The organism is Limnobacter olei, assembly GCF_029087225.1.
In the GTDB taxonomy this organism is placed as follows: Bacteria; Pseudomonadota; Gammaproteobacteria; order Burkholderiales; family Burkholderiaceae_B; genus Limnobacter; species Limnobacter olei.
Window position 1 is genome coordinate 101,138 of sequence record NZ_JARFJD010000014.1, and the last position, 23,434, is coordinate 124,571.

Annotated in this window: 23 protein-coding genes and 1 tRNA gene; 2 read left to right on the forward strand and 22 right to left on the reverse strand. The window is 52.0% G+C overall.

The genetic code is table 11. From position 1 onward, the window contains the following. Positions 1–42: 42 nt before the first annotated feature. On the forward strand, positions 43–1,569 hold the full coding sequence (locus tag PY990_RS09855; RefSeq protein WP_275271456.1) for an ArnT family glycosyltransferase: 1,527 nt from the start codon (positions 43–45) through the stop codon (positions 1,567–1,569). On the opposite strand, the gene PY990_RS09860 is transcribed toward PY990_RS09855, so the two are convergent. The 11 genes from PY990_RS09860 to ybgC all read right to left on the reverse strand — a co-directional run bounded on the left by PY990_RS09860 (position 1,566) and on the right by ybgC (position 11,681). Continuing rightward, a complete protein-coding gene (locus tag PY990_RS09860; protein ID WP_275271457.1) occupies positions 1,566–2,537 on the reverse strand; it encodes a hypothetical protein in 972 nt (323 codons plus the stop codon). The genes PY990_RS09855 and PY990_RS09860 overlap by 4 nt on opposite strands. Then, positions 2,524–4,815: a galactose oxidase-like domain-containing protein gene (locus PY990_RS09865; protein ID WP_275271458.1), complete on the reverse strand. Its 2,292-nt coding sequence runs from the start codon at positions 4,813–4,815 to the stop codon at positions 2,524–2,526. Before PY990_RS09865 ends, PY990_RS09860 begins: the two co-directional genes overlap by 14 nt. A 306-nt stretch (positions 4,816–5,121) precedes the next feature. Then, positions 5,122–5,198, reverse strand: a tRNA-Met gene (locus tag PY990_RS09870). Between the two features lie 67 nt (positions 5,199–5,265). After that, entirely contained in the window at positions 5,266–6,381 is a 1,116-nt protein-coding gene (locus tag PY990_RS09875; protein WP_275271459.1) for a YeeE/YedE family protein, read from the reverse strand. Positions 6,382–6,467: 86 nt separating this feature from the next. Then, positions 6,468–7,214, reverse strand: a complete 747-nt coding sequence (gene ybgF / locus PY990_RS09880; RefSeq protein ID WP_275271460.1) for a tol-pal system protein YbgF — start codon at positions 7,212–7,214, stop codon at positions 6,468–6,470. 18 nt (positions 7,215–7,232) lie between these two features. Continuing rightward, positions 7,233–7,760, reverse strand: coding sequence for a peptidoglycan-associated lipoprotein Pal (gene pal / locus PY990_RS09885; protein ID WP_275271461.1), 528 nt, complete (start codon positions 7,758–7,760; stop codon positions 7,233–7,235). A 57-nt stretch (positions 7,761–7,817) separates the two neighbouring features. After that, positions 7,818–9,155, reverse strand: coding sequence for a Tol-Pal system beta propeller repeat protein TolB (gene tolB / locus PY990_RS09890; protein WP_275271462.1), 1,338 nt, complete (start codon positions 9,153–9,155; stop codon positions 7,818–7,820). 14 nt (positions 9,156–9,169) lie between these two features. Then, positions 9,170–10,075, reverse strand: coding sequence for an energy transducer TonB (locus PY990_RS09895; RefSeq protein WP_206018519.1), 906 nt, complete (start codon positions 10,073–10,075; stop codon positions 9,170–9,172). Beyond that, on the reverse strand, positions 10,072–10,500 hold the full coding sequence (gene tolR / locus PY990_RS09900; RefSeq protein ID WP_171100262.1) for a protein TolR: 429 nt from the start codon (positions 10,498–10,500) through the stop codon (positions 10,072–10,074). The genes PY990_RS09895 and tolR overlap by 4 nt, the downstream gene beginning before the upstream one ends. A gap of 55 nt (positions 10,501–10,555) precedes the next feature. Further along, the gene (gene tolQ, locus PY990_RS09905) at positions 10,556–11,233 is read right to left on the reverse strand and encodes a protein TolQ (RefSeq protein ID WP_040513351.1); all 678 of its coding nucleotides are present in this window, start codon (positions 11,231–11,233) and stop codon (positions 10,556–10,558) included. A gap of 43 nt (positions 11,234–11,276) precedes the next feature. After that, the gene (ybgC, locus tag PY990_RS09910) at positions 11,277–11,681 is read right to left on the reverse strand and encodes a tol-pal system-associated acyl-CoA thioesterase (RefSeq protein WP_105027074.1); all 405 of its coding nucleotides are present in this window, start codon (positions 11,679–11,681) and stop codon (positions 11,277–11,279) included. Between the two features lie 136 nt (positions 11,682–11,817). Here ybgC and PY990_RS09915 point away from each other — a divergent pair, with 136 nt between their 5' ends. Then, entirely contained in the window at positions 11,818–13,359 is a 1,542-nt protein-coding gene (locus PY990_RS09915; protein ID WP_275271463.1) for a WS/DGAT/MGAT family O-acyltransferase, read from the forward strand. A gap of 47 nt (positions 13,360–13,406) precedes the next feature. On the opposite strand, the gene ruvB is transcribed toward PY990_RS09915, so the two are convergent. The 11 genes from ruvB to glyS all read right to left on the reverse strand — a co-directional run bounded on the left by ruvB (position 13,407) and on the right by glyS (position 23,434). Beyond that, entirely contained in the window at positions 13,407–14,462 is a 1,056-nt protein-coding gene (gene ruvB, locus PY990_RS09920; protein WP_275271464.1) for a Holliday junction branch migration DNA helicase RuvB, read from the reverse strand. A 15-nt stretch (positions 14,463–14,477) separates the two neighbouring features. Next, positions 14,478–15,068, reverse strand: a complete 591-nt coding sequence (ruvA, locus tag PY990_RS09925) for a Holliday junction branch migration protein RuvA (RefSeq protein WP_275271465.1) — start codon at positions 15,066–15,068, stop codon at positions 14,478–14,480. A gap of 62 nt (positions 15,069–15,130) precedes the next feature. Continuing rightward, positions 15,131–15,679 carry a crossover junction endodeoxyribonuclease RuvC gene (gene ruvC, locus PY990_RS09930; protein WP_275271466.1) on the reverse strand — a complete coding sequence of 183 codons (549 nt, stop codon included), beginning with the start codon at positions 15,677–15,679 and terminating at the stop codon, positions 15,131–15,133. 27 nt (positions 15,680–15,706) lie between these two features. Then, a complete protein-coding gene (gene purH / locus PY990_RS09935; RefSeq protein ID WP_275271467.1) occupies positions 15,707–17,299 on the reverse strand; it encodes a bifunctional phosphoribosylaminoimidazolecarboxamide formyltransferase/IMP cyclohydrolase in 1,593 nt (530 codons plus the stop codon). Between the two features lie 44 nt (positions 17,300–17,343). Continuing rightward, positions 17,344–17,598, reverse strand: coding sequence for a Fis family transcriptional regulator (locus PY990_RS09940; RefSeq protein WP_105027068.1), 255 nt, complete (start codon positions 17,596–17,598; stop codon positions 17,344–17,346). After that, positions 17,595–18,644 (reverse strand): tRNA dihydrouridine synthase DusB, encoded by a 1,050-nt coding sequence (gene dusB / locus PY990_RS09945; RefSeq protein ID WP_275271468.1) that lies wholly within the window; start codon positions 18,642–18,644, stop codon positions 17,595–17,597. The genes PY990_RS09940 and dusB overlap by 4 nt, the downstream gene beginning before the upstream one ends. Before the next feature lie 172 nt (positions 18,645–18,816). Then, positions 18,817–19,209: a lactoylglutathione lyase gene (gene gloA / locus PY990_RS09950; RefSeq protein ID WP_275271469.1), complete on the reverse strand. Its 393-nt coding sequence runs from the start codon at positions 19,207–19,209 to the stop codon at positions 18,817–18,819. After that, positions 19,206–19,961 (reverse strand): M48 family metallopeptidase, encoded by a 756-nt coding sequence (locus PY990_RS09955; protein WP_275271470.1) that lies wholly within the window; start codon positions 19,959–19,961, stop codon positions 19,206–19,208. The genes gloA and PY990_RS09955 overlap by 4 nt, the downstream gene beginning before the upstream one ends. A 3-nt stretch (positions 19,962–19,964) precedes the next feature. After that, entirely contained in the window at positions 19,965–20,732 is a 768-nt protein-coding gene (locus PY990_RS09960) for a lysophospholipid acyltransferase family protein (RefSeq protein ID WP_275271471.1), read from the reverse strand. Positions 20,733–20,759: 27 nt separating this feature from the next. Next, a complete protein-coding gene (gmhB, locus tag PY990_RS09965; RefSeq protein ID WP_275271472.1) occupies positions 20,760–21,323 on the reverse strand; it encodes a D-glycero-beta-D-manno-heptose 1,7-bisphosphate 7-phosphatase in 564 nt (187 codons plus the stop codon). A gap of 26 nt (positions 21,324–21,349) precedes the next feature. Beyond that, positions 21,350–23,434, reverse strand: coding sequence for a glycine--tRNA ligase subunit beta (glyS, locus tag PY990_RS09970; RefSeq protein WP_275271473.1), 2,085 nt, complete (start codon positions 23,432–23,434; stop codon positions 21,350–21,352).

Consider the following 23,434-nt stretch of genomic DNA (forward strand, 5'->3'; position numbering starts at 1 on the left):
ATGTCGAGTCATTTCTCTTTGTCCCGGCCCCAAGGGCCCGAGTTGACGTTAAAAACTGCCAAAAGCGTGTTTGGCTGGATAGTATTGCTGACCGCCGTAATCAAACTTTGGCTGGCGTGGTTTTTCCCCATGACTGGCGACGAGGCTTTTTTCCATTTGTGGTCGACTGACCTGAATTGGGGCTACTACGATCACCCGCCCATGGTGGGTTGGTGGTTGTGGGCGCTGAGCCATGTGGGCAATCAACCTGTTGTGATTCGCAGCCTGACCTTGTTGTTAACCACTGTGATCGCCTGGGGTGTGGTGCTGCTGGCCCGTGAGCTGTTGCCGCGCGAGCAGGAGCCCCGAGCCTGGTTGGCTGGTGCCGTTTACTTGTCCATGCCGGTGTCCTGGTTTGCCGTATTTGTAACCACCGATACGCCTTTGATCTTTTTTATGGGCCTGGCCATTTTCACCTATGTGAAAGCAATACGCGCTGAATCTGGCAGTGCGATGTTTCTTGCTGGTTGCTTTTTGGGACTGGCATTTTTATCCAAATATTTTGCTGTGTTACTGGGTTTTGCATTTGGATTTCATTTGCTGTTTCAGCGCCAGCGTTTCAAGTATCTGTTTTTGTTGTTGGCGGGTGTATTGCCGTTTGCCGGTGTAAATATCGCCTACAACCTGCACAATTGCTGGAATAACATCATGTTTAATCTGGTGAATCGGCATGAGGATGCACAATTGGGTTGGGGAACAGTGCTGACCTACCTGGGCATGATGATTTATCTGCTAACACCTTGGGCACTATGGAGTTTGCTCAAGGGTAGCCGGGTTTGGTTGCGCCAAAGTGCGCTGGCCTTTGCTTTGCTAGTGCCACTGGCTCTATTTCTGCTCATCTCCCTTGAAAAAACAGTGGGCTTGCATTGGGTGTTGGGTTTTTTGCCGATTGCTTTTGTGCTTTTGGCACTGTGCACACAAGGTGTTTGGATGAGGCGTTACATTGGCTTTAATGCTGTGTTGTCGATTCCACACCTGGTGTTGTTTGGCCTCTTGATGCATGCCGATGTGTCGGTTTGGCCGAAAAAAGACTTTCAGGAAGATGTGTTGTTTCACCGGAATATGCCAGCCATTCTTGCTGAACTTGGCCACGGTATGCCAACCAATGGTGTATTGACCACCATTGCCTATTCGCCTGCAGCCTTGATGACTTATCACTACGGCAAAGTGGTGCCCGTTTTTGGCCCTGGCAAATACCACGCGCGCAATGATGACACCTTTGTGGACTGGCGGGAAATGGATGGCAAACCCATTCGGATTGTGGCCAAAGCCAAGCCAATCGACCCAGCGCTTTACCAGGATTACCTGAGCGACGTTTCAGTAACAACGCAAACGATCGAGGGTGTGCCTTTCACAATTGTGGATGGTAGCAACTTCAATTACCAACGGTTCAGGGACGTGGTTCTGCGCGAAGCTGTAGAGAAGTATTATCAAATCCCATCGATATTGCCTGTGCTTGATTGCCCGTTTGCACGCAAGTATGGATTTGAGGAAGAATGCCGCCTGGAGCCCCAGGCGGCCAAAAACTAGTTGACTTGTTCAACAATGGTTTGCCACTTCAGTTCGCCTTTCAGCAAATTTTGTTGCTTGCCTTCCTTCTGCTTCACCGGAATTACCCAACTGCCGGTTTCTGATGTTTTTACGGGTTTTTTGTTCAGTCGCGGGTCTGCGTATGTCACAGTTCCGGTTTCTGACACCTTCACCCAGGGCGCTTGTTCAGTACCAGGGCTATAAAACAGCTCTAACGAACTGGCCCAGGCATGCATGCTGTTTAGCCAGACTCCGTCTTCTCGAAGCTCGAGGAATGGTGCACCTTGATCATCCAGCACCTGAAATTCACTTTTCGCTGTACCCATGCGGCTGAGCATGAAATTGTTGCCACTCAGGCCCGGCACCATGGCATTCAGGCCAGTGAATTCGGGTTCATTGACCAACAACGGGCGCCAGTAACCTGTCATAGGCTCGGCCTCAATGCGTTCAATTCGAACGTTGATGGGTTTGCCGTTGGCCACCATGGCCAGATTAAAGTGGGCAAGGTCTTCCTTGATCAAGCGGGGATCGTACCAACCATAGCCAGGCTGCTTGTCGAGCAGAACCCAATTCGGTTTTAACTTTGGGTTGTCTTTAAGGCGTTCGGGTATTGGGCCACCACCGGGTTGTCGGGAACGGTGCCAGCCAGTTGCGTTTAAATCTGCATACAGTTTGTCACGGTCAAATCGCAAGAACGCGCGTTTGTCCTCGCCCAGTATTTCAACACGCTGTTGACCATCGGTGGCCAATGCGAATTGATAGGCATTTGTTTTAACCACTTGCAGTGAAAGGCCTTTGGGCAATTTGGCTTTCGCACTTACAGTGGGAATTCCACCCTCCGAACCGTGTTCGGCATGTGCGAAAACTGGGGTGCTGACAAAGGGGCTTGAAATTAGCAGGGTAGAAAAAGAAAACGCCAGGCATGCGCCCAGCGTTTTCTTCACCCAGTTCGTTTTAACGACGGGCATTGGCAGTCATTACTCCTTGTCCATTGCCATGCTTCAACATGAAGCTGACAGCTTTGGACGGCAACAGTGAACCATTCGCTTGCTTGGTGCGCACAAAGGTCATGTAAGCGCCTTGTGGAACCACTGCGGCTTGATCTGGAATGGTAAAGCGGATGCTTTGACCAGTCTTGGTCAACTGTGTGGCAGGAATGACCACGGTGCGTTGGTCAGCATCGGTCAAGTGGGTTGTCACGGTATGGCGTACCAAGGTGACTGAGTCAATTTTGCTCATGTCCGTACCGGGTGCCATTTCCAGTGTCACTTGTTGACCCTTGCGGAATTCACGCATCATTGTTTTGCCGTTACCGGCTGGAGTGGCATTGCCACCTGCAAAACCAATCAGGTTGGGGCGATTTGGGTTGTTCACGTAGGGTGGTGAGTAAATCTCGAATGAGGGATCACGACCATCGTTGGGTGAAAAGCCAAATGCGGCCAAATTGATGTTCTTCAGGTACAAGGTGGAAATGGGCGCATGGCCGCCGATCAACACGCGACCGTCTTGCATCAGCAATGCAGTGTTGTGATAAGTGCGGGGGTTGTTGGCCACAGCCATTTGAGTCCACTTCTTGGTAACCGGATCAAAGCGTTCTGCGGTTTTACGTGGGAACTCCACGCCGGGTGCCGCAACGCCATCGCGGTCACCACCGCTAAACACCATTACAGAGTCATCGGGCATCAGCACGCCGGAACCATACCAGCGGGTTTCATTCAATGACCCAGTCACTTCACTTTGGTAATCAACAATGCTGTCACCCTCAGTTTTCACGGTATCGATACGTGAAGCAGCCACTGCCACGTATCCCCCAGGAGAAGTGGCACCCACCAATGGCAGAACACCACCTGCTGTCAGGAAGCTGGCTTCCTTGTATTGGCCTTGATTATTGGGCCGCAGCGGCATCATTATTGAGAATGTGGAACCGCGCATGCCTGAACCAACGATTTTCTGAACCATTTGTTCAGGATTGCCTGCCGGATTTGCAGTGCTTAAAAGCTTCTGTAGAGCTTGAGGGCTCTTCATGGGCGCACTCATCAAGGTTTTTGTGAGTGCGCTCACTGCGGCGTTGGGAGCAGTTTGAGGATTAAGGATTTGAGTCAAAGACTCAAGCCCGGCATCGCTGAACTTCAGCGGAAAACCCGCATAGGCCAAGTCAGACCAGGTTTGGTTGGCGGGATTGTACGTGGCCGCAATATTCCACAATGGCTGATCATAAGACTGGCCATTTGGGTTAAATGCCTGGCCACCTGCGTTGTAATACACATGGCCATTGGGTAAAAGGTGCAGGCGTGGGTACAAAGGCAAAGAGCGCTGTGCTGTTTGCGCGTTGACAGTCCACTTGTTGGTCACTGGATCATAGGTTTCAGTTTGAACCACGTTCCTGCCACTTTGCTCAGGCGCGTTCGGGTAGATCGGCTTGATCAGCTTGGTTACGCCACTGGCCACAAACATTTTGCTGTCGGGCAGTGTGATCAGCGCTGGGTACCAGCGGCCGAAGTTCATGTCTGCCAATTGGCTCCAGGTATTGGTGTTGGCGTTGTAGGCACGGCTGTTTTTCAGGCCTTCCAGTTCGGTTAAACCGTAACCCAAGGCGTTGCTGCCCGGCTCGCTGTAATAAGCAGTTCCGCCCACAGCCATGATACGGCCATCGGCCAGCATAGCCACGTCGGCGCAGAACAGGGCACCATCCGCGCTATTGGTTTCTTTGTTGCTTAAGCCTGGGATCAATTCGGTGATTTCATAGCCATCCGGATTGGCACCGGAATCCACGTCAGTCGGGCGTGTCCACAGGCTGGCCGCATTCGCGCCTTCCGGGATTCGCATCATGCGGGTTTGGTCGTTGATCGCTTTTTGGCCGAAGTCCACCAAAATGCTGAACTCAAAATCTTCTGTGCCTTCAAGGGCGTTGAAATACAGGAAGTCGCCGTTGGGTAGCATTGAGATGGTGCCCGCCGCGGGTTTGCATCGTAGCTTGCCATTGGCGCCAATGCCTTCGCACTTGTTGTCAGTACGAACACCTTTCAATTCCGGGTTGTTGTCATCCGCTACCGAGCGCTCGTAAACAAATGGTTCAGCGAAAGGTTTGCTAAACGAACCCTTTTGACCTTCGGGTGCTTTGCCTTTGTCGGTGCTGACAGGGTTGAATTTGGCACCGATCAGATCGTCGAGCAGACCGGCTTGTACAGGTAACGCAGTTCCCAATCCAATGGCGATTACTGCAGATAGTTTATTCAGCTTGAACACGTGTCATCTCCTCCTAGCAAGCTGTTTTTGTAGAAGAAAGGACGGTCGCAGCTGTTTAGGTACTGCGACTGTTCTCTCCTGCCTTTGTTAACAGTTGTTACTGTTGAAGTGCATTTTTAGATGCATCTTTCTAAAAATAATAACCGTGATTATGGTTTTGAACAATCGTTGTTATACTAATTAAAGTTAGTAATGCAACGTATAACGAGGCGATGTTTGGATGCTGTTTGAGAAGGACTTGTGAGCAAAGTCAACAGTTGGGCAAAAAAGAAAAACCCCTCAGCTTTCACTGAGGGGTTTCTTATTTGGTGGCGAATCAGGGATTCGAACCCCGGACCTGCGGATTATGATTCCGTCGCTCTAACCGGCTGAGCTAATTCGCCGAAGACCGAGAGTATAACTGAGCTTTCTTAAAAAAAGAAGAGCTTCCTCACTTCTTTGTCATGAAAGTTAAACCATGCGCTCCACGCGCCACATTTGATATTTCAAGGCTCCCGCGGCGCCCACAACGATACTGCCTAAGGCAACGAACGAGGCCAATGACAGGGTGCTTACGCCACTCAGCCCTTGGCCCACGGTGCAGCCCAAAGCGAGTACACCTCCCACACCCATCATCACGGCACCTACAGTGTGGTTGGCGGTGTCTTCGACACCCTGAAATGTTTCCCAGCGAAATGATTTCTCCATCAAGGCGTTGGCGGTGGCTCCCAAAATGACGCCAAAGCAGGCCACAACGCCCACTGTGAGCACCCGTGTAACGTCCGAGAAAAACATCAACCATTCAAGTGTATAGGCGTAAGGTGCAACGAAGCTGAAGCCTTCAGCTCGGTTGGCATAAGTGCCCAAATAGGTTGCTTCCAACGTGTCCGGGTGTTCTGGAATGTAAGCCACCTGAAATACAACCCACCAGGCAGCCACAATAGTGAGACCTACGCCAGCACCGCCAACAATGACTTCTTTGTTCCAGGCTGATTTGCTGCCCAATGCCATGATCAGCAGGATCACAGGCAGCGCGATGGCCAGAATGGGTATCAAGCCTGCTGGCTCCTTGCTGAGCAGATTGGCCAATAGCTCGGGCAAGTAGGGGCTGCTGCTAAACTCAAAGCGAACCGGATCAAGGTAGTTGGCGCGAAACACGCCGAATACGCCTTTGAGGGTCATGTACGCAGCGATTCCCATGATTGCGAAAACCATCAATGCTTTCAAGTTGCCGGCGCCAAGGCGAATGAGTGTTTTACTGCCACAACCCGATGCCAACACCATGCCCGCGCCAAACAGCAAGCCACCGACAATACCGGACAGCCAAGACCATTGGCTGTTCAAAAAAATCGTGTCGTTGAGATTGGCGTGACCGGTAATACTTAATCCCTGAAGGCCAAGTGTTGCAACGGCGATCGCCAGCAGCCACATCCGCATGCGATTCCAGTCACCAAAGTTCACCACGTCGGCAATTGCACCCATGGTGCAAAAGTGGGTGCGATGGGAAATTGCACCGAAGGCAAGGCCCACGGCAAAAGTGGCCCAAAGCACGGTGCTTTGAATGCTGCTTAGGTTGATTTCTTCCATGAACCGGCACCTTTGTGTTGAAGTGCCAATATTTTAACTGTGTATGCGCAAGAGCGCGCATAGTTGCTGCGATAACTTCCCGGGGATTATTTCAGCGCTTCGAGTCGGGCTTTCGCGCTAGCGGCGGCGGGGCTGCTGGGGTATTTGGCAATCAGCTCACCCAAAGTTTTCTTTGCGCCAGGAATGCTTTTTAACTCCAATTGCGAACTGGCCATGCTGAGCAACGCATCGGGCGCACGCGGGCTGTCCGGAAAGTCTTTGGCCAGATCGCGTTGTGTTACCAGCGCAGTTTTGTACTCGCCTTGTGCAAACTGGGTGCTGCCCAAAAAGTAGCGAACCTGTGGTTCAAGCTTGCTTTGTTTGTATTTGTTCAGGAAATCCTGAAATTGCAGGGCTGCGTCTTTGTAGTTGCCCGCCTTGAAATGATCAAGACCGGCTTGATAATCATTGAATTGTTCGGGGGGAACCGTGAGTTCCTCACCATCAAGCTGAACAGCTTTGGGCTCAAGTTTCTTGATGCGTTCGTCAAGGTTGGTGTACAGGATGCGATTGTCTTCCTGTAGCTTGCGAATGTTGTTGTTGGCGACTTCGAGATCGCCACGCAAGCGGGCGATCTCTCTGTCTTTGTCACTCAGGGACTGGGCCAATGACAGCTGCCCCTGGTTTGCTGCTTCCATTCGAGCAAGCCGGTCTTCAAGCACTTTGACCTGCTGGCGCAAGTCCAGAATCGCCTTGCGTGCTTCCGTGTCATCAAATATCGCAAACGCGGAATTGGATGCAAAGGCGCAGAACAGGGCAACTACCCAGGCTTGTTGCTTGAAGTTAAAAGTCATCTCGAATGGTTTCCTTGATTACTGGTAAGCAATGTCAGAGCGACGGTTTTCAGCGTAAGCGGCTTCGTTGCTGCCTGTTGCTTTTGGCTTTTCTTTGCCGAAGCTGACTGTTTCAATTTGACCTTCTTTCACGCCCAAAGCCAACATCAGCGTTTTCACTGCGTCGGCGCGGCGCTGGCCCAAAGCCAGGTTGTACTCAGCGCCACCGCGTTCGTCGGTATTGCCTTGAATAACAACTTTGCGGTTGGGGTTGGCTACCAAGTATTTGGCGTGGTTTTGAACCAGCTCACGGTACTCTGACTTAACAGTGTAGCTGTCGTAGTCGAAATACACGCTACGCTTGGCCAGCACGCCTTGAGGATCGTTCAGGGGATCGGCATCACCTGGGGTTACTGTGGGTACGGCGCGGCCGTCACCAGAACCAGGCGCTGTGCCGGTTTTTGATTCAACTGTAGGCTTGTCGTTCAAAGGAACGGCAGAGCTACAAGCGGCCAACACGGCCACCATTGCGGAAATTGCCAAATACTTGACCATTGAGTTTTTCATTTTTTTCTCCAAACCTAAAAAACGTTGAGTGTAAAACCATTTAAAACAAATTCAAAATCAATCATTTATGAAGGGGCCCCAGGTGGGTTCCGAAATGTCAGCACCAGAACTGCTCAAGGTGTACTTGATTCGTCCGTCTTTTGACACCACGGCCAGGGTCCCTTTGCCGCCCGACTTGGTCGCATACAAAATGTAGCGGCCATTCGGTGCGAAGCTTGGGCTTTCGTCGCGCCCAGTATTTGTCAGAAGCATTTCTGTGCCACCTGCCAAATCCAGTGCGGCGATTCGAAATTGCCCGTCTCGACGAGTCACATAGGTCAATGTTTTGTCATCGGGACTAATTCGAGGCGAGATATTGTATCCACCTTCGAACGTTACGCGTGCCGCATCACCACCATTTGTGCTCATTCGATAAATTTGTGGACCACCTCCTCGGTCAGAAGTGAAATAGATGCTTCGACCGTCGTGACTGTACGCGGGTTCGGTGTTGATTCCACCGGTATTGGTCAGTCGGTTCAGGCCTGATCCATCGGCATTCATCGAGAAAATTTGCGATCCACCATCTTTGGTCAGTACCACTGCAAGTTGTTGGCCATTGGCTGACCAGGCAGGCGCACTGTTGCTGCCTTTGAAATTCGCCATTGCCTTGCGGCGACCTGTTGCAAGTGTGTGAACAAACACAACAGGTTTGCGCGTTTCGAAGGAAACATACGCAAGTTGCGTGCCGTCTGGCGACCAAGCTGGCGAAATAATGGGTTCTTTGGAGGCCAGCGCAACTTGTGGGTTGGCACCATCGGCATCCGCGATAATCAGGCGGTAGCGACCTGGGGCTTTTTCAACATAGGCCAGGCGCGTGGAAAACACACCTTTCTCGCCCAGCATTTTTTCGTACACAAAATCAGCAATTTTGTGGGCATGCAGGCGCAAGGCTGAGGGTGCAATCACATAGCTGAATTTGCCGAGTGACTTTTGCTGGGCTGTGTCGTGCAGGTTAAAGCGCAAGTCCAACCGCCCGTCAGGCAGCTTTTTCACCGAACCCACGATCAGGGCATCCACTCCAATTGATTTCCAGGCAGAGGGGTCGATCAGCGTGGATTCATTCAATTCAACATTGCTGGTGGTGTTGATGGCCCGAAAAAAACCACTTCGCACCAAGTCGTCTTCAATCACCTTTTTGATGTCTTCAGGCAAACCTTGGTTGCCCTGGAAAGGTACTGCCGAGAATGCAATTTGATTGGTGCCCACCCCGGTGATGTCAATTTTCAGTTGTGCTTGCGCAGATATTGGTACTGCAGCAAACACAGCGACAGCCAGCAGGGCGCGCGCGGCTCGCTGCAGGCGAAGCCACAGCGTAGTTGTTGTTGGTAAATACATGGCTTGGTTGGCGTAGTTCATTGTTTCACTATGAATTAAACGTCTTTTGGACGGAATGAGAGGACAAGCACTGGTTCAACTGAACCGTCTTCGGCCCTGGGTAGCGGGCTGGAGCGCTGCAAGGCGCGCTCCACAGCGCTGTCCCACGCTGGCAACCCACTGCTTTTTTTCTGTGTGATAGAGACAATCTCCCCATTGGGAAGTTGCTTGACCTCGAACACTGCTTCCGGGTTTCCGTCGACGGTGTCGGCCCCGGGAAACACCAGTTTACTGCGTACATATTGCCGAATTCGGTCACTGTACAGCGCTTTGTTTCGACTGGTGCCGGCAGAGGTGCTACCGGTATTGGGTGCTCCACCCATAATGCGCGCAAGCTCTTCCTGGCGAAGTTTCTTGGCCACTTCAGGATCAATTTTGGGCTCTGGCTTCTTCGGCTCAGGCTTGGGTTCAGGTTTTTTCGGCTCTGGCTTTGGCTCTGGCTTTTTTGGTTCCGGCTTGGGCTCGGGTTTTTGCGGCTCAGGCTTAGGCTCGGGCTTCTTCTTGGGCTCGGGTTTGGGCAATTCGATATCGGCTTTGGGTGGCTCCACTGGCCTGGGTGGCGGCGGTGTTTCCACCACAGGCTTCGGTGGCTCGGGTTCTGGCACTGGTTCAGGTTTGGGCTGCTGCACGGCAATTGGCTCATTGGCCGGCATTTCAGACCACAACACTGCTTCAAATGCAGCCGGTTCCTCGGTGTTCCAGTTCAAGCCCACCACAAAAAACGCCACCAAAGTTAAATGCGCAATCACCGAAACAGTCAGCCCAGCCTTCTCGCCAGTGTGGTCCACCGGGGGGTCAAGGCGTGCCTCAAGCCCGCTTTCCTTGCTCATTTTGGAAAGCAATGCTTGGTGGGCTGGTGTGAATTCCCAGCCGTTGCGTGGTCGGGTTAAGTCTGCGCTCATTTGCTTTTCGGTTTCACCAGCAGGCCGACTTTCTGGATTTGTGCGTTCTGCAAAGCATCCATTGCATCAACCACGGCCTGATACTGAATGGCTTTCTCGGCTGAAATGACCACAGGGCGATCGGGCTCGTCGGCCTGCAATTTTTTCACTTCAGCAGCCAGGTTTTCCAAAGTCACTTCGGTGGTTTTATTGGTTTTCATGTCCTTGACCAGCAAATTGCCCACCTGGCGTACAGTCACTTCGATGGGGCGCATTTGCTTGGGGGGATTGGTGTTGGCCATGGATGGCAAATCAATCACAGACGGAGTAATCATTGGGGCCGTGACCATGAAAATGATCAGCAACACCAACATCACGTCAATGTAGGGCACTACATTGATCTCGTTCATGGCGCGTCTGGATTTTCGTCCAAGTTCGGCTTTCATCGATTAAATTTCCTGTTGCTCATTGCTGGTGTCGTTGCTGCCATTCGTGCTGCGATTAGTGTTGGCGTTGCAGAATGTTCAAAAATTCTTCAACGAAAGATTCAAACTGGGTAGACAAGCGATCAATGTCATTGGCGTAGCGGTTGTAAGCCACCACGGCTGGAATGGCGGCGAAAAGACCAATTGCGGTAGCAATCAGCGCTTCGGCAATGCCCGGTGCTACTGAGGCCAGGGTGGCTTGTTGCACATTGGCCAAGCCCACGAAGGCATGCATGATGCCCCACACCGTGCCGAACAGGCCAATGTAGGGGCTGACGGAACCGGCCGACGCGAGGAAGGGCAAGTTGCGTTCCAGAATTTCATTCTCGCGCTGGAATGCGGCTTTCATGGCGCGGCGGGCACCGTCGATGATCAGGGAATAATCTGTTAAACCCTTTTTGTCGCGGGCGCGAAGAAACTCGCTCATGCCAGCCTCGAAAATACGTTCAAGCGGGCCTGCATCGTTGCGGCGCATGCCGGCGCGTTGAAACAGGGTATTCAGGTCTCCGCCCGACCAGAATTCTTCTTCAAATTTGTCGGCCTGTTGCTTGGTGCGCTTCAATACGGCCCATTTTTTGAAAATGGTGGCCCATGAAATGAGGGAAATCATGACCAGAATCAGCATGACCAACTGGACAACCAGGCTGGCCTCTGCGATCAGGGAAATGAACGACATGTCGGTAGAGATATCCATTAACAATCCGCGGTAAGGAAAATGATTTGTTTCTTGTAACGCACTACGGCATCAATTGGTTGAGTTGTTGATACACAGCGGGGGGTATTGCGCTGGGTTTCAAGGTTTCCGTGTTGACACAGCCCACCTTGGTTTTACCCTCGCACAGCACCTCGCCGTTGCGCGTTACGATTTGCTTGAAGACTGCGGAAACTCGCTTAAGTTCAGTGAGTTCCACTGATATTTCAAGTACATCCTCAAGTTTAGCAGAGCGAAGGTAGTTCAATTCTGTTCGGCTGACAACGAACACCAAATGATGGTCGTTCATCAGCGATTTCATGCCGATACTTTGCTGCAGGAACCATTCACTTCGTGCCCGCTCCATGAATTTGAGGTAATTGCCGTAATAAACAATGCCCCCGGCATCGGTGTCTTCAAAATAAACGCGCAGAGAGTACTTGAATGTCATGAAATGGCCCGTCTCTAGTATGCTTACAATATTGTAAGCAGGAGTAGGGCTCTCCTTCGGGGATGTGGGATCCTGCCACTATTAAATTAATTAAATATTCACATTCAAATAACAATGAGAAGCGGAGACCACTGACATGGCGAGAAATATCCCGTTGCTGGATGCATCCTGGCTGTACGTCGAATCAAAAGAAGCGCCCATGCACGTAGGCAGCATGGCAATTTTCACTGTGCCAGAGGGCGAAACCCCCCAACAAGCCGTTGGTCGGATCGTTCAGTTGCTGCGAAACTCCGTGGAGTTTGCACCGCCTTTCAATTACCGTTTGTCCAGCCCCCGCTTGTTGACCTTGATGCCCAAATGGATTGAGGCTGACAAAATTGATCTGGATTATCACTTCCGTCACAGCGCTTTGCCGGCACCTGGCGGTGAACGCGAATTGGGTACACTGATTTCCCGTCTGCATTCTCACCCTCTGGATTTTCGAAAGCCGCTGTGGGAAATGCACCTGATTGAAGGCCTTTACGGCAATCGTTTTGCCTTGTACACCAAAATGCACCATTCGCTGATGGACGGTGTGGGTGGTATGCGTTTGATGGAGCGCATTTTTGGCAAGTCTGCAAAAGAAAGTATGTCGCTGCCTGCCCCTTGGTCTGTTGGCACCATTAGCCGAAAGAAAAAGAACACCGAACCCCAGCACTTCGCGGACCAGGCTCGGGAAGCCTGGGAGGCTGCCAAGCTCAGTGGACAGTCTTTGCCTGCCGCGGGCCGTGCACTCATGGATTTAATGCGAGAAGCGGTCAAGCCAACCGACCCGGCTTTGGCCACACCATTTTCAGGCCCGAAATCAATTGTGAACAAGCGCGTGGGTGGAGCCCGCCGACTGGCCACTCAAACATATCCGCTAGAGCGTATTCGTGCCGTGGCCGAGGCGGCCAAGGTGAGTGTGAACGATATTTTTCTGGCGATTTGCTCGAGTTCCATTCGTCGTTATTTGCTGGAACGCGATGCATTGCCGTCCGAGTCGTTGACAGCCGGTTTGCCTGTGTCCGTGCGCCCGGCCGACGACCTGGATGGCGGCAATGCGATCAGTTTTATTATCGCAAACCTGTACACCACGGAAAGTGATCCTCTGACTCGTTTGAAGGAAATTCGTCGTTCGACGCAATTGGCCAAGGCCAATTTGCAGGCCATGCCCAAAGAAGCGATCAACAACTACACCATCATGTTGATGGCGCCGATGATGTTGCAGCTGGTGTCAGGCCTGGGTGGCTTGACACGTCCGATTTTCAACACGGTAATTTCAAATGTACCGGGCCCCTCACGCGACCTGTATTTCTCGGGTTGTCGTTTGGAGCAGTTCTACCCAATCTCCTTGATTCCGCACGGGCAAGCCTTAAACATCACTGTGGTGAGTTATTCAGGCCAGTTCAATGTGGCGTTTACCGGCGATCACGATGCCTTGCCTTCCATGCAGCGTTTGTCGGTGTACACCGGCGAGGCACTGGAAGAGCTTGAAGCCGCGTTGGGCGTGACGTGGGAAAGCAAGAAGGTTGAGCCGATTGTTTCTAGCAAGGAAAGCACTGAAAAGCGACCCGTAGCGGCGAAGAAACCGGCGGTGCGAAAGCAAGCCACGGCGAGGGTGGGTGCAAGTAAGCCGGTGAAACCGGCTGAGGACTGATTGGAACTTCGCTGCTGAGTTGGCGAAGGAAACCTGCAGCCCAAGGCCTACAACAAATCGCCTTGCTGTGGGTTTGCTGCATGCGTGCCCGCCAAACTGGCCGGTGCGCTCAAACCAAAGTGTGCGTAAGTATTCAAGGTTGCAATGCGGCCACGAGGCGTGCGTTGAATGTAGCCTTGCTGAATCAGATAGGGTTCAATCACGTCCTCGATCGTGTCTTTTTCCTCACCAATTGCAGCGGCTACACTTTCAAGCCCTACCGGCCCGCCACCAAATTTGTGGATGATGGTTTCCAGTAATCGGCGATCCATCGGATCCAGGCCCACTTTGTCCACGTCGAGCATGCTTAGGGCAGCATCGGCCACAGCAGAAGTAATCACGCCATCGGCTTTCACCTGCGCATAATCGCGAACGCGGCGCAGTAGGCGGTTGGCGATGCGTGGCGTGCCGCGTGAGCGGCGTGCAATTTCCAGGCAACCGGAGGCCTCTGCCGGAGTGTCCAGCAAATTGGCTGAACGAGCCACAATGCGCGAAAGCTCTTCGGGGGTGTAAAACTCAAGCCGGGACACAATGCCAAACCGGTCGCGCAGCGGGTTGGTCAACATGCCGGCACGGGTGGTGGCACCCACCAGCGTGAAAGGCTGCAAATCGAGTTTCACGCTTCGAGCCGCTGGCCCTTCGCCAATCATAATGTCGATTTGATAGTCTTCCAGTGCGGGATACAAAATTTCTTCTACCACAGGCGACAATCTGTGAATTTCATCGATGAACAACACATCGTTGGCTTCAAGGTTGGTCAGCAATGCCGCCAAGTCGCCTGGGCGTTCAAGCACCGGGCCTGAAGTTTGGCGCAGGTTTACACCCATTTCGCGGGCCAAAATATGGGCCAGTGTGGTTTTGCCCAAGCCGGGCGGGCCGAACAGCAACACGTGATCGAGTGCTTCTTTGCGCGCGCGCGCCGCTGCGATAAAGATATCGAGTTGATCGCGAATTTTCTGTTGCCCCACATATTCGTCCAAATGCTTGGGGCGCAATGCGCGCTCAAAGGCTTCTTCGGCGGGAGTGGTTTTGCTTGGGCTGATGAGGCGATCGGGTTCAATCATTGTGGATTATCTCGGTTAGCCTTTTGACAAATTGCGTAGTGCCAGCTTCAAGCCATCAGTAACACTGGTGCCCTCGGGCAGACCCTTGCAGGCCAGCGTGGCCTCTTTGTCAGAATAACCCAGTGCGCACAGGGCTTGAACAATTTCGCTTTGATTTCCAATTGGCAGTGGCATGCCTTCTGCAATGTTGGCGGTGCCGCCCAGTGCCACAATTTGTCCTTTCAGTTCCAATAACAAACGTTCAGCTGTTTTCTTGCCAATGCCGGGAATTTTCACCAACCGCGCTGTTTCCTGGCTTTGTACGGCCAGCAGAAAGTCGTGGGTGGAAATAGACGACAAAATGGCCAAGGCAGTTCGCGGGCCAATGCCTGACACCTTGATCAAGGTTTTGAACAGGTTTTTTTCCGCAATGTTTTGAAAGCCGTACAGGGTGTGTGCGTCTTCGCGAACAACCAGATGAGTAAGTAAGGTGCAAATGCCATTAATTTCCGGCAAGTTGAACAACGTGCTCATGGGTACCTGCAGTTCATAGCCAACACCTTGAACATCGACCAGAACCCAGGGTGCATTTTTTTCGAGCAAAGTGCCTTTCAGGCGACCAATCATTGCAGTTTCTCCACACTGTTCATAATCACAGTAAACTGAATTTGATTATACGCCAAGCGAATTCATTTCCAGCTGGTGCGACCCTTTCGGGTGCGGGTTTTGAAAATACTGGTCGGCAGGTCTTTGGCTGCCAATGCACCCAACAGTTTGCTGCTTTGTGCGTGGGTTAAGGCCGCGGCCAAGGCATCGGCTGCATCGGCGGAAGGGTGGGCTGGCAGCTTAAGCAAACGTTTCACCATTTCCTGCACCTGTTCTTTATTGGCTTTGCCATGCCCAACAATTGCTTGCTTGATTTGCAAGGCCGTGTATTCAGTTACTGCGAGCCCACTGTGGGTGAGTGCGGTGAGCACCGCACCACGTGCTTGCCCAAGCAGCAACGTTGATTGCGGGTTCACGTTCACAAACACTTTTTCAACTACGGCCACTTGGGGTTTGTACAGATCGGCCAGTTCGCAAAGCCCAGTGAACAGGGTGTGTAAACGGTCGGGCAGGGAAGCGTCAGAGTTAGAGCGGATCACGCCACTGGCCACGTAAATCTGTTGGCTTTCAATGATATCGACCACGCCGTAACCGGTGATGCGCAGGCCTGGGTCTATGCCAAGTATGCGCATCACTGCTGAGGGTGTGTGGTGTTGAAATTAATGGCGGAAGTGGCGCACACCGGTCAGCACCATCACAATGTTGCGTTCATCGGCCGCTGCAATCACTTCCTCGTCGCGCATGGAACCACCGGGCTGAATTACGCTGCTTGCGCCTGCATCGACCACCACATCCAGACCATCACGGAAGGGGAAAAATGCATCGGATGCAACAGCGCTATCAGCCAAAGTAAGGCCTGCATTTTGTGCCTTGATGGAGGCAATGCGTGCCGAATCCACACGGCTCATTTGGCCAGCACCCACACCCATGGTCATGCCGTCCTTGCAGAACACAATCGCATTGCTTTTCACAAATTTCGCACAGCGCCAGGCGAACATCAAATCAGCCCATTGCTGCTCGGTAGGCTGGCGTTTGCTGACCACTTTGATTTCACTTTGCTGCACATTGCGTTCATCGGGGCTTTGCACCAGCAAGCCACCACCTACGCGTTTGTAATCAAACTTGTGCATGCCAGCCTCGACTGGAATTTCAAGCAATCGAACGTTTTGTTTGGCGAAAAATACTGCGCGTGCGGCTTCATCAAACGAAGGTGCAATGACCACTTCGACAAACTGTTTCGCAACGGCCTGCGCAGTGGCTTCATCGACTGGGCGGTTAAAGGCAATAATGCCGCCAAATGCAGAAGTGGGATCTGTTTTGAAAGCCTTGTGATAGGCATTCAATGTGCCTTCTGCGACAGCCACGCCACATGGGTTGGCGTGTTTGATGATGACACAGGCTGGTGCATCAAATGTTTTTACGCATTCCCAGGCGGCATCTGAATCGGCGATGTTATTGAAGCTTAATTCTTTGCCTTGCAATTGGCGGTAGTTGGCCAGCAGACCCACGGGCGCCTTGGCCTCGCGATAGAAAGCAGCACTTTGATGTGGGTTTTCGCCGTAGCGCATGTCCTGCACTTTGTGAAATTGCATGGAAAGCACTTCCGGGTATTCAATGCGAGCGGGTGTGTCTTCCAGTGCGCCTTCGGTGCCTTGAAGGCTGGTGAGGAATGCGGCAATGGCCCCATCGTAGCGCGCAGTGTGGGCGTAAGCTTTGGCAGCCAATCCACTGCGGGTTTTCAGTGTGGTTGCGCCCTCGTTGCTTTTGATTTCATCGATGACTTTGCCGTAATCGGCGGGGTCAACAATGATCGTGACACCCGTGTAGTTTTTTGCAGAAGCGCGCACCATGGCGGGGCCGCCAATGTCGATATTCTCAATTGCATCTTCCAACTTTACATTGTCGCCAGCAGTCGCCTTGTCGAAGGGATACAGATTCACCGCCACCAAATCGATTGCGCCGATACCATGTTCTTCCATGGCATCCAGGTGGCTTTGCAAATCGCGACGCGCAAGAATGCCACCGTGAATTTTTGGGTGCAGTGTTTTTACTCGACCATCCATAATTTCAGGAAAGCCGGTGTGGCTGCTTACTTCTTTCACGACCAGGCCTTTTTCAGCCAGCAGTTTGGCAGTTCCGCCAGTGGACAATATTTCCACACCGCGATCGGCCAATGCTTTGGCCAACTCAAGAATGCCGGTTTTGTCGGACACGCTCAGCAGCGCGCGTTTGATGGTTGGATTTGATGTCATGGTTTCAGAGGCCGGTTTTGAGGCGGTCGGTAAAAAATTAATAATCAGATGAGGCCGTGTTGCTGCAATTTTTTTCGCAGTGTGTTGCGGTTGATGCCCAGCATTTGGCTTGCAATGGTTTGGTTCATGTTGGCTTTCTCCATGACCACTTCGAGCATCGGTCGCTCCACGGCAGACAGCACCATGTCGTAAACCGACTTGGCGCATTCACCTTCAAGATCGTCAAAGAACTTGTCCAGGTTATTGCGTATGCACTCTGAAATGGTGATGGGACTTAGATCACTGTCATTGGGTTTCATGCTGCCAATCTTCTTCTTGGTGTTGGTTGGAGTGAATCGTTTGCAGCGGCGAAGTACAGCTGTCCGCTTTCTTTCCAAGCAAGAAAAAACTCATCAACAATGCGCAATTGTTCGCAGGTGGTTTGCGCCAACATCAGTTGGTCGATCACCTTGTTGTTTTTTCCGGCTGGGCCGCAAAGATACCATTGCAAATGCTTGCGGGCCGTGAGCAGACCCGTTTTTTCTCCATAAAATTCATGGTGATCACGCAAGTGATGCAACATGATTTCATGTGCTTCATCCAGTGTCGGTGCGGTGAGGCACGAACCGGTTTTCAGGTAATGCAGTACTTCTCTAAAAATCCAGGGGTTGCCTTGGGCGGCCCGGCCTATCATCAGACCGTCGGCACCGGTGTAATCCAGTACATATTTTGCCTTCTCAGGGCTGGTGATGTCGCCATTGGCTATGACCGGAATACTGACCGCCTGTTTCACTGCCTTGATGGTGTCGTACTCGGCTTCACCCGCGTATCCACAGGCACGCGTGCGGCCATGAAGCGTGAGAAGTGAAACGCCGATAGACTCGGCCATTTGCGCAATGTGAATTGCATTTTTGTGTTCTGGTGACCAGCCTGTGCGGTACTTCAGGGTAAGTGGTACGCCGCGTTGTTCGCATTCAGCATGTACTGCTTTCAAGATTTGCTCGACCAGACTTTCGTTTTGCAACAATGCAGAACCTGCCGCAACCGCACACACTTTTTTTGCGGGGCAACCCATGTTGATGTCGATGATTTGTGCGCCGCGTTCAATGTTGTAGGCAGCAGCATGCGCCATCATTTCCGGGTCGGCTCCCGCGATTTGTACTGCGATGGGTTTGGTTTCGCTGTAGTGGTTCAATCTGCGCGTGCTTTTGTCAGTTTTCCACAAAGCAGGGTTGCTTGCCGCCATTTCCGACACAGCATGTCCTGCGCCCAGTTTTTTGCACAACTGGCGGAAGGGGCGATCTGTCACACCGGCCATTGGGGCCAAGAACAGATTATTTGGAAGTGTTAAATGAGCAATGCGCACGTTGCACAAAATTTAAGCAAATTTCGAGCAGCCCATTGTAACGGGCAGGGCGATTTTATTCGACCCTAAACCTGGAAAAAAACGGAAATTTTTTACTTGACTTCTGTTTGTCAAAGTGGGCTGCAAGGCTTTGCCTGCCATGCGGGCAAAGCAAGAATTTTGGGTGTTTTGGTTAATCAGACTTGGACACTTGAATCAACTCGATTTTGTAGCCGTCGGGGTCTGTTACAAAGGCAATTACCGTATTCCCTCCCTTCACCGGACCTGCAGCCCGAGTCACTTTTCCACCTGCCTGGGTGATGCGCTCGCACTGTGCATATGCGTCGTCCACCGCAATTGCAATATGTCCGTACGCGGTGCCCAATTCATAGTTGCTGACACCATGGTTGTAGGTTAATTCAAGCACAGCGTTGTCTTGTTCGCTCCCGTAGCCTACGAAGGCCAGAGAATATCCCTGGTCTGCCCGTTCGGTGGTGCGGATTACCTTCATTCCCATCACTTGGGTGTAAAAATCAATAGAACGTTGAAGGTCGCCAACGCGTAACATGGTGTGAAGAATTCTCATAAAACTGGTACCTCGGCTGGGTTCATTTTCGACAGGGTTTTGTGCGGTTCTCTGTAATCGGGCATGAGGCTTTCAAGCACGGCCCAAAAACGTGCGCTGTGATTCATTTCCACCAGGTGCGCAAGTTCGTGGGCAATCACGTACTCAATAAGTTTTGGCGGATAATGCACCAAGCGCCAGTTCAAACGGACTTCTCGTTTGCTGTTGCAACTGCCCCAGCGTGAACTTGGGCTGCTTAAGTGAATGGAAAAGTTGGGCAGCCGGTGTTCAAGTGCTTGTTGCTGCACTAGCTGCGTGGCCATGTGTGTGAACACTTCTTTGGCATGGGCTTTCAATACTTTCTCAATCGCTTTGTCGCGCTGAGTGAAGTTTTGGTAGGCAGGCAGTACGATGCTTTTCGTCCACGGGTTGAGCAGGGCTTTGCTCCGCGTTTGCAGAATTTCAAGTTGGTAAGCTTCGCCACGAACGGGAATAGGCTTGCCGTTATCAAGCAGGTTTGAAAGAGGAACGGTTTGCCTGCTGCGAGTTTCCCACTGCTTCAAGCGTTGCTCAATCCAAGTCGATTTGCTTGCAATAACGTTGTTTAGTTCGCTGATTGACAAGCGAAGTGGTGCGGAAATTTGCAGACCTTGATCTCCGATCAAAAACCCCACCGACTTGCGTTTGCTGCGCTTCAGAATATAGCTGCACACTCCCCACGGCAGTTCAATGCTGCGAACTTCGGTGGGGTTGGGTGCTGCTGTTAGTTGCATTGTTCAGTTGTCGCCTTTGCCCACCAAAGGGGTTTCAGCGCTGGTATAGCGTTGGGGGCTGATTTTGTGCATTTCACTTTCAATCCAGTCTTCAACCACTTTCATCAGGCTGTCGGCGGTATGCCCTTCGGGTGAAATGGGCGGGCCAAAACGCAAGGTGACTGTGCCTGCTTTCTTGAAGAATCCCTTGCGTTTCCAGTATTCTCCAGCATCATGTGCCACGGGCACTACAGGGGTACCTGTGGCCACAGCCAAGCGAGTGCCGCCGGTTTTGTAGCGGCGTTTGTAGCCCACGGGCACTCGGGTGCCTTCCGGGAAAAACATCATCCAGGCACCTTCTTTCATGCGTTTGCCGGCCATGGTTTTTACTTGCTCAAAAGCTTCAACACCATTTTTTCGATCAATCGGCACCATGCGCAACACCCACAACGCCCAGCCGAAGAACGGTACATACTGCAATTCTTTTTTGTACACCAGGCAGAGTTGGCGCGGTAACAGGTTTGCCGGGATGCCGAAGGTTTCCCAGGCAGACTGATGCTTGGCCAGGATGATGGCGCCTGTGTTGGGCAGGTGCTCCATGCCTTCAACGTTGTACTGAATGTTGCACAGCAGGCGGAGCATTTTAATATTCAGTGCATTCCACCAACAGGCAAACACATACCTGTTGCGGATGGAAATGAAGGGGGAGACCAAAAGTAACAGCGTTGCGTGAATGGGTGTATACACCACCACGTAAACAAAAAACAGGATAGAACCAATGAAGGATCTCACCACGGGCCTCCGAACTAGTTTTAGTTGTTATCGATTGTTTGCGAATGGGTCATCGGGCACCAAATGCTCGGCGACTGCAGTCAGATTGTCGAACACCAAGGTGCCTTTGGGCAATTCGTCTTTGCTTTTTTCAAGAGTTTTTTTGCCCTTGCCGGTTTTGACCAGAAGTGTGCTACAGCCCATGCTGGCACCGGCTTGCAAGTCGCGCAGTGAATCACCCACGCAAGGCACGCCTTCCAGGTTAAAGCCCGTACGTGCCTGAATTTCCTGAAACAGGCCTGGTTTGGGCTTGCGGCAATTGCATTTGTCATCGGGGCCATGTGGGCAGAAGAAGATGCCCTCAATGTGCCCGCCAGCAACGCCAGCCAATTCATGCATTTTTTTGTGCATGGCCGAAAGCGTTTCAAGATCGAACATGCCGCGCGAAATGCCACTTTGATTGGTGGCCACTACCACTCGGAAACCCCCGCGATTCAATCGCGCTATGGCCTCCATGCTGCCAGGAATCGGAATCCATTCATCCACCGACTTGATGTACTCGTCCGAGTCTTCATTGATGACGCCATCCCGATCCAGCACGATGAGTTTCATGACTGTCCTTACTGTTTGTTTTGGCTTTAAACGGCCAACTGTGAAATATCAGCCACTCGGTTCATCAAACCATGCATATGTTTCAACAAAGCAAGGCGATTGTTTTTCAGCGCCTCGTTGTTGTCCATGACCATGACGTTTTCAAAAAAGGCGTCTACATTGGCTTTCAATGGAGCCAGAACCAGCAAGGCTTGCTGGTAATCACCCCGTTCGAATGCCCGTGTGGCATGTGGCTCCACTTCTTTCACCTGCGTGGCCAGTGCTTTTTCAGCGTCTAGCTGCAATAGGTTTGTATCCACTTCAGCGGAACCCACCTCGGTTTTCTTCAAGATATTGGTAATGCGTTTGTTGGCCGCAGCAAGGGCTTGCGATTCAGGCAACTGCGAGAAGGCACGCACTGCTTCAAGGCGCTTGGGCAGGTCGGCGAACTGACTTGGGTTTTGGCTGAGAACCGATTCAACTTCAGCGGTGGAATAGCCTTGGTCTTTCAGGTAACCGCGCAGGCGGTCTTGAATAAACTTTTCCAAACCATCCAGATCAATTTTGAAATCGGGGTAGTCGACGAACAACACACTCGCTGCGGCCAGCATGCGTTTCAAATCCAGGTTCAGGTTTTTCTCGATCACCATGCGAATCACGCCCAAAGCGTGGCGGCGCAAGGCGAAGGGGTCTTTGTCGCCAGTCGGGATCAGGCCGATACCGTAAATACCCACCAGGGTTTCCAGTTTGTCAGCCAGTGCGGCTGCAACACCCACGGGGTTGCGTGGCAACCGGTCGCCCGCAAAACGGGGGCTGTAGTGGTCGGCAATGGCTTGCGCTACATCAGCATGCTCGCCATCGTGGTGGGCGTAGTGTTCGCCCATATTGCCTTGCAGTTCGGGAAATTCTCCCACCATGTCGGTCAGCAAATCGGCCTTGCAAAGCAGGGCTGCACGTTTGGCCTGTTCAACATCGGCACCACACACTGGCGCCAAGGCCGCAGCCAGTTCAACCAAACGGCCATTGCGGTCTTTCTGGGTGCCCAGTTTGTTGTGGTACACCACATTGGCCAGGCCAGGCAGGCGGCTTTCCAATGTTTTTTTGCGGTCTTGATCGAAGAAGAATTTGGCATCTGCAAGGCGCGCGCGCAATACTCGCTCATTGCCGGTGGTGATGAGTTCGGGTGTGTGGGTCAACAAGTTCGAAACCAGCAGAAAGCGGTTTTTCATCTTGCCATTTTGGTCTGTGATCGCGAAGTATTTCTGGTTGGCCTGCATGGTCAAAATCAGGCACTCTTGTGGCACTTCTAGAAAATCTTTTTCGAAACCAGCTTCATACACAACAGGCCATTCAACAAGCGCGCACACTTCATCAATCAAGTCGTCGGGTTGAACTACTTTGTCGCCAGCAGCTTGCGCTGCCAAGGCTTTTACAATGGCTGCTTTGCGTTTATCGAAACTGGCAATCACCTTGCCTTCGGTTTCAAGTTGGGCTTCGTAACTGTCTGCACTGGCAATGTTCAGCACGCCCTGGCTCAAGAAGCGGTGCCCCAAGGTAATTCGGTCACTTTCGAGTCCCAGTACTTGCGCTGGCACTACTTTGTCGCCATGCAGGCAAACAAGGCGGTGGGCCGGGCGTACGAAATGCACGGTGCTTCCGTCAGGCCGCTGGTAGCTCATTACTTTCGGAATGGGCAGTTTGGTGGTGGCGATGTCAAGCGCTTTACTTAGTGATTCTTCAAGCGCTTTGCCAGGCTGCGTACGTGAAATGTGTAACACGTCCTGTTTGCCATCGCTGATCGTTTCCAGTTGATCCACAGAGATTGCACCCAAGCCTAATGAATCCAGTTTTTTCTGGAGGGGAGGGGTGGGTTGACCATTGGCATCCAAACCAATTTTAACGGGCAGCAGGCGTTCCTGAATTTTCTTTTCAGGGCTTACTTCAGCCACGTTGGTGATGCGGCATGCCAAACGGCGGGGGCTTGCAAAGCCTTCCACCTCGCTGTTGTCGGTCAAATGACCTTCATCGCGCAGCGTTTTGCTTAGAAGTTCTGCAAATGCAGTACCCAGTGTTTGCAATGCTTTGGGTGGGAGCTCTTCAGTAAATAGCTCAACCAGTAATGTTGGATTCAT

Bases quoted from the DNA above. Each gene is read 5' to 3' on its own strand.
- ybgC (WP_105027074.1), bottom strand. From the start codon at position 11,681: ATGACATTCAAGTACTCTCTGCGCGTTTATTTTGAAGACACCGATGCC.
- PY990_RS09895 (WP_206018519.1), bottom strand. From the start codon at position 10,075: ATGAGCGCAGACTTAACCCGACCACGCAACGGCTGGGAATTCACACCA.
- pal (WP_275271461.1), bottom strand. From the start codon at position 7,760: ATGAAAAACTCAATGGTCAAGTATTTGGCAATTTCCGCAATGGTGGCC.
- gmhB (WP_275271472.1), bottom strand. From the start codon at position 21,323: ATGAAACTCATCGTGCTGGATCGGGATGGCGTCATCAATGAAGACTCG.
- PY990_RS09955 (WP_275271470.1), bottom strand. From the start codon at position 19,961: ATGCAACTAACAGCAGCACCCAACCCCACCGAAGTTCGCAGCATTGAA.
- ruvA (WP_275271465.1), bottom strand. From the start codon at position 15,068: ATGATTGGTCGCCTGAAAGGCACTTTGCTCGAAAAAAATGCACCCTGG.
- gloA (WP_275271469.1), bottom strand. From the start codon at position 19,209: ATGAGAATTCTTCACACCATGTTACGCGTTGGCGACCTTCAACGTTCT.
- purH (WP_275271467.1), bottom strand. From the start codon at position 17,299: ATGACATCAAATCCAACCATCAAACGCGCGCTGCTGAGCGTGTCCGAC.
- ruvB (WP_275271464.1), bottom strand. From the start codon at position 14,462: ATGATTGAACCCGATCGCCTCATCAGCCCAAGCAAAACCACTCCCGCC.
- ruvC (WP_275271466.1), bottom strand. From the start codon at position 15,679: ATGCGCATACTTGGCATAGACCCAGGCCTGCGCATCACCGGTTACGGC.
- PY990_RS09915 (WP_275271463.1), top strand. From the start codon at position 11,818: ATGGCGAGAAATATCCCGTTGCTGGATGCATCCTGGCTGTACGTCGAA.
- tolQ (WP_040513351.1), bottom strand. From the start codon at position 11,233: ATGGATATCTCTACCGACATGTCGTTCATTTCCCTGATCGCAGAGGCC.
- ybgF (WP_275271460.1), bottom strand. From the start codon at position 7,214: ATGACTTTTAACTTCAAGCAACAAGCCTGGGTAGTTGCCCTGTTCTGC.
- PY990_RS09875 (WP_275271459.1), bottom strand. From the start codon at position 6,381: ATGGAAGAAATCAACCTAAGCAGCATTCAAAGCACCGTGCTTTGGGCC.
- tolR (WP_171100262.1), bottom strand. From the start codon at position 10,500: ATGAAAGCCGAACTTGGACGAAAATCCAGACGCGCCATGAACGAGATC.
- PY990_RS09940 (WP_105027068.1), bottom strand. From the start codon at position 17,598: ATGAAACCCAATGACAGTGATCTAAGTCCCATCACCATTTCAGAGTGC.
- PY990_RS09860 (WP_275271457.1), bottom strand. From the start codon at position 2,537: ATGCCCGTCGTTAAAACGAACTGGGTGAAGAAAACGCTGGGCGCATGC.
- tolB (WP_275271462.1), bottom strand. From the start codon at position 9,155: ATGAACTACGCCAACCAAGCCATGTATTTACCAACAACAACTACGCTG.
- glyS (WP_275271473.1), bottom strand. From the start codon at position 23,434: ATGAATCCAACATTACTGGTTGAGCTATTTACTGAAGAGCTCCCACCC.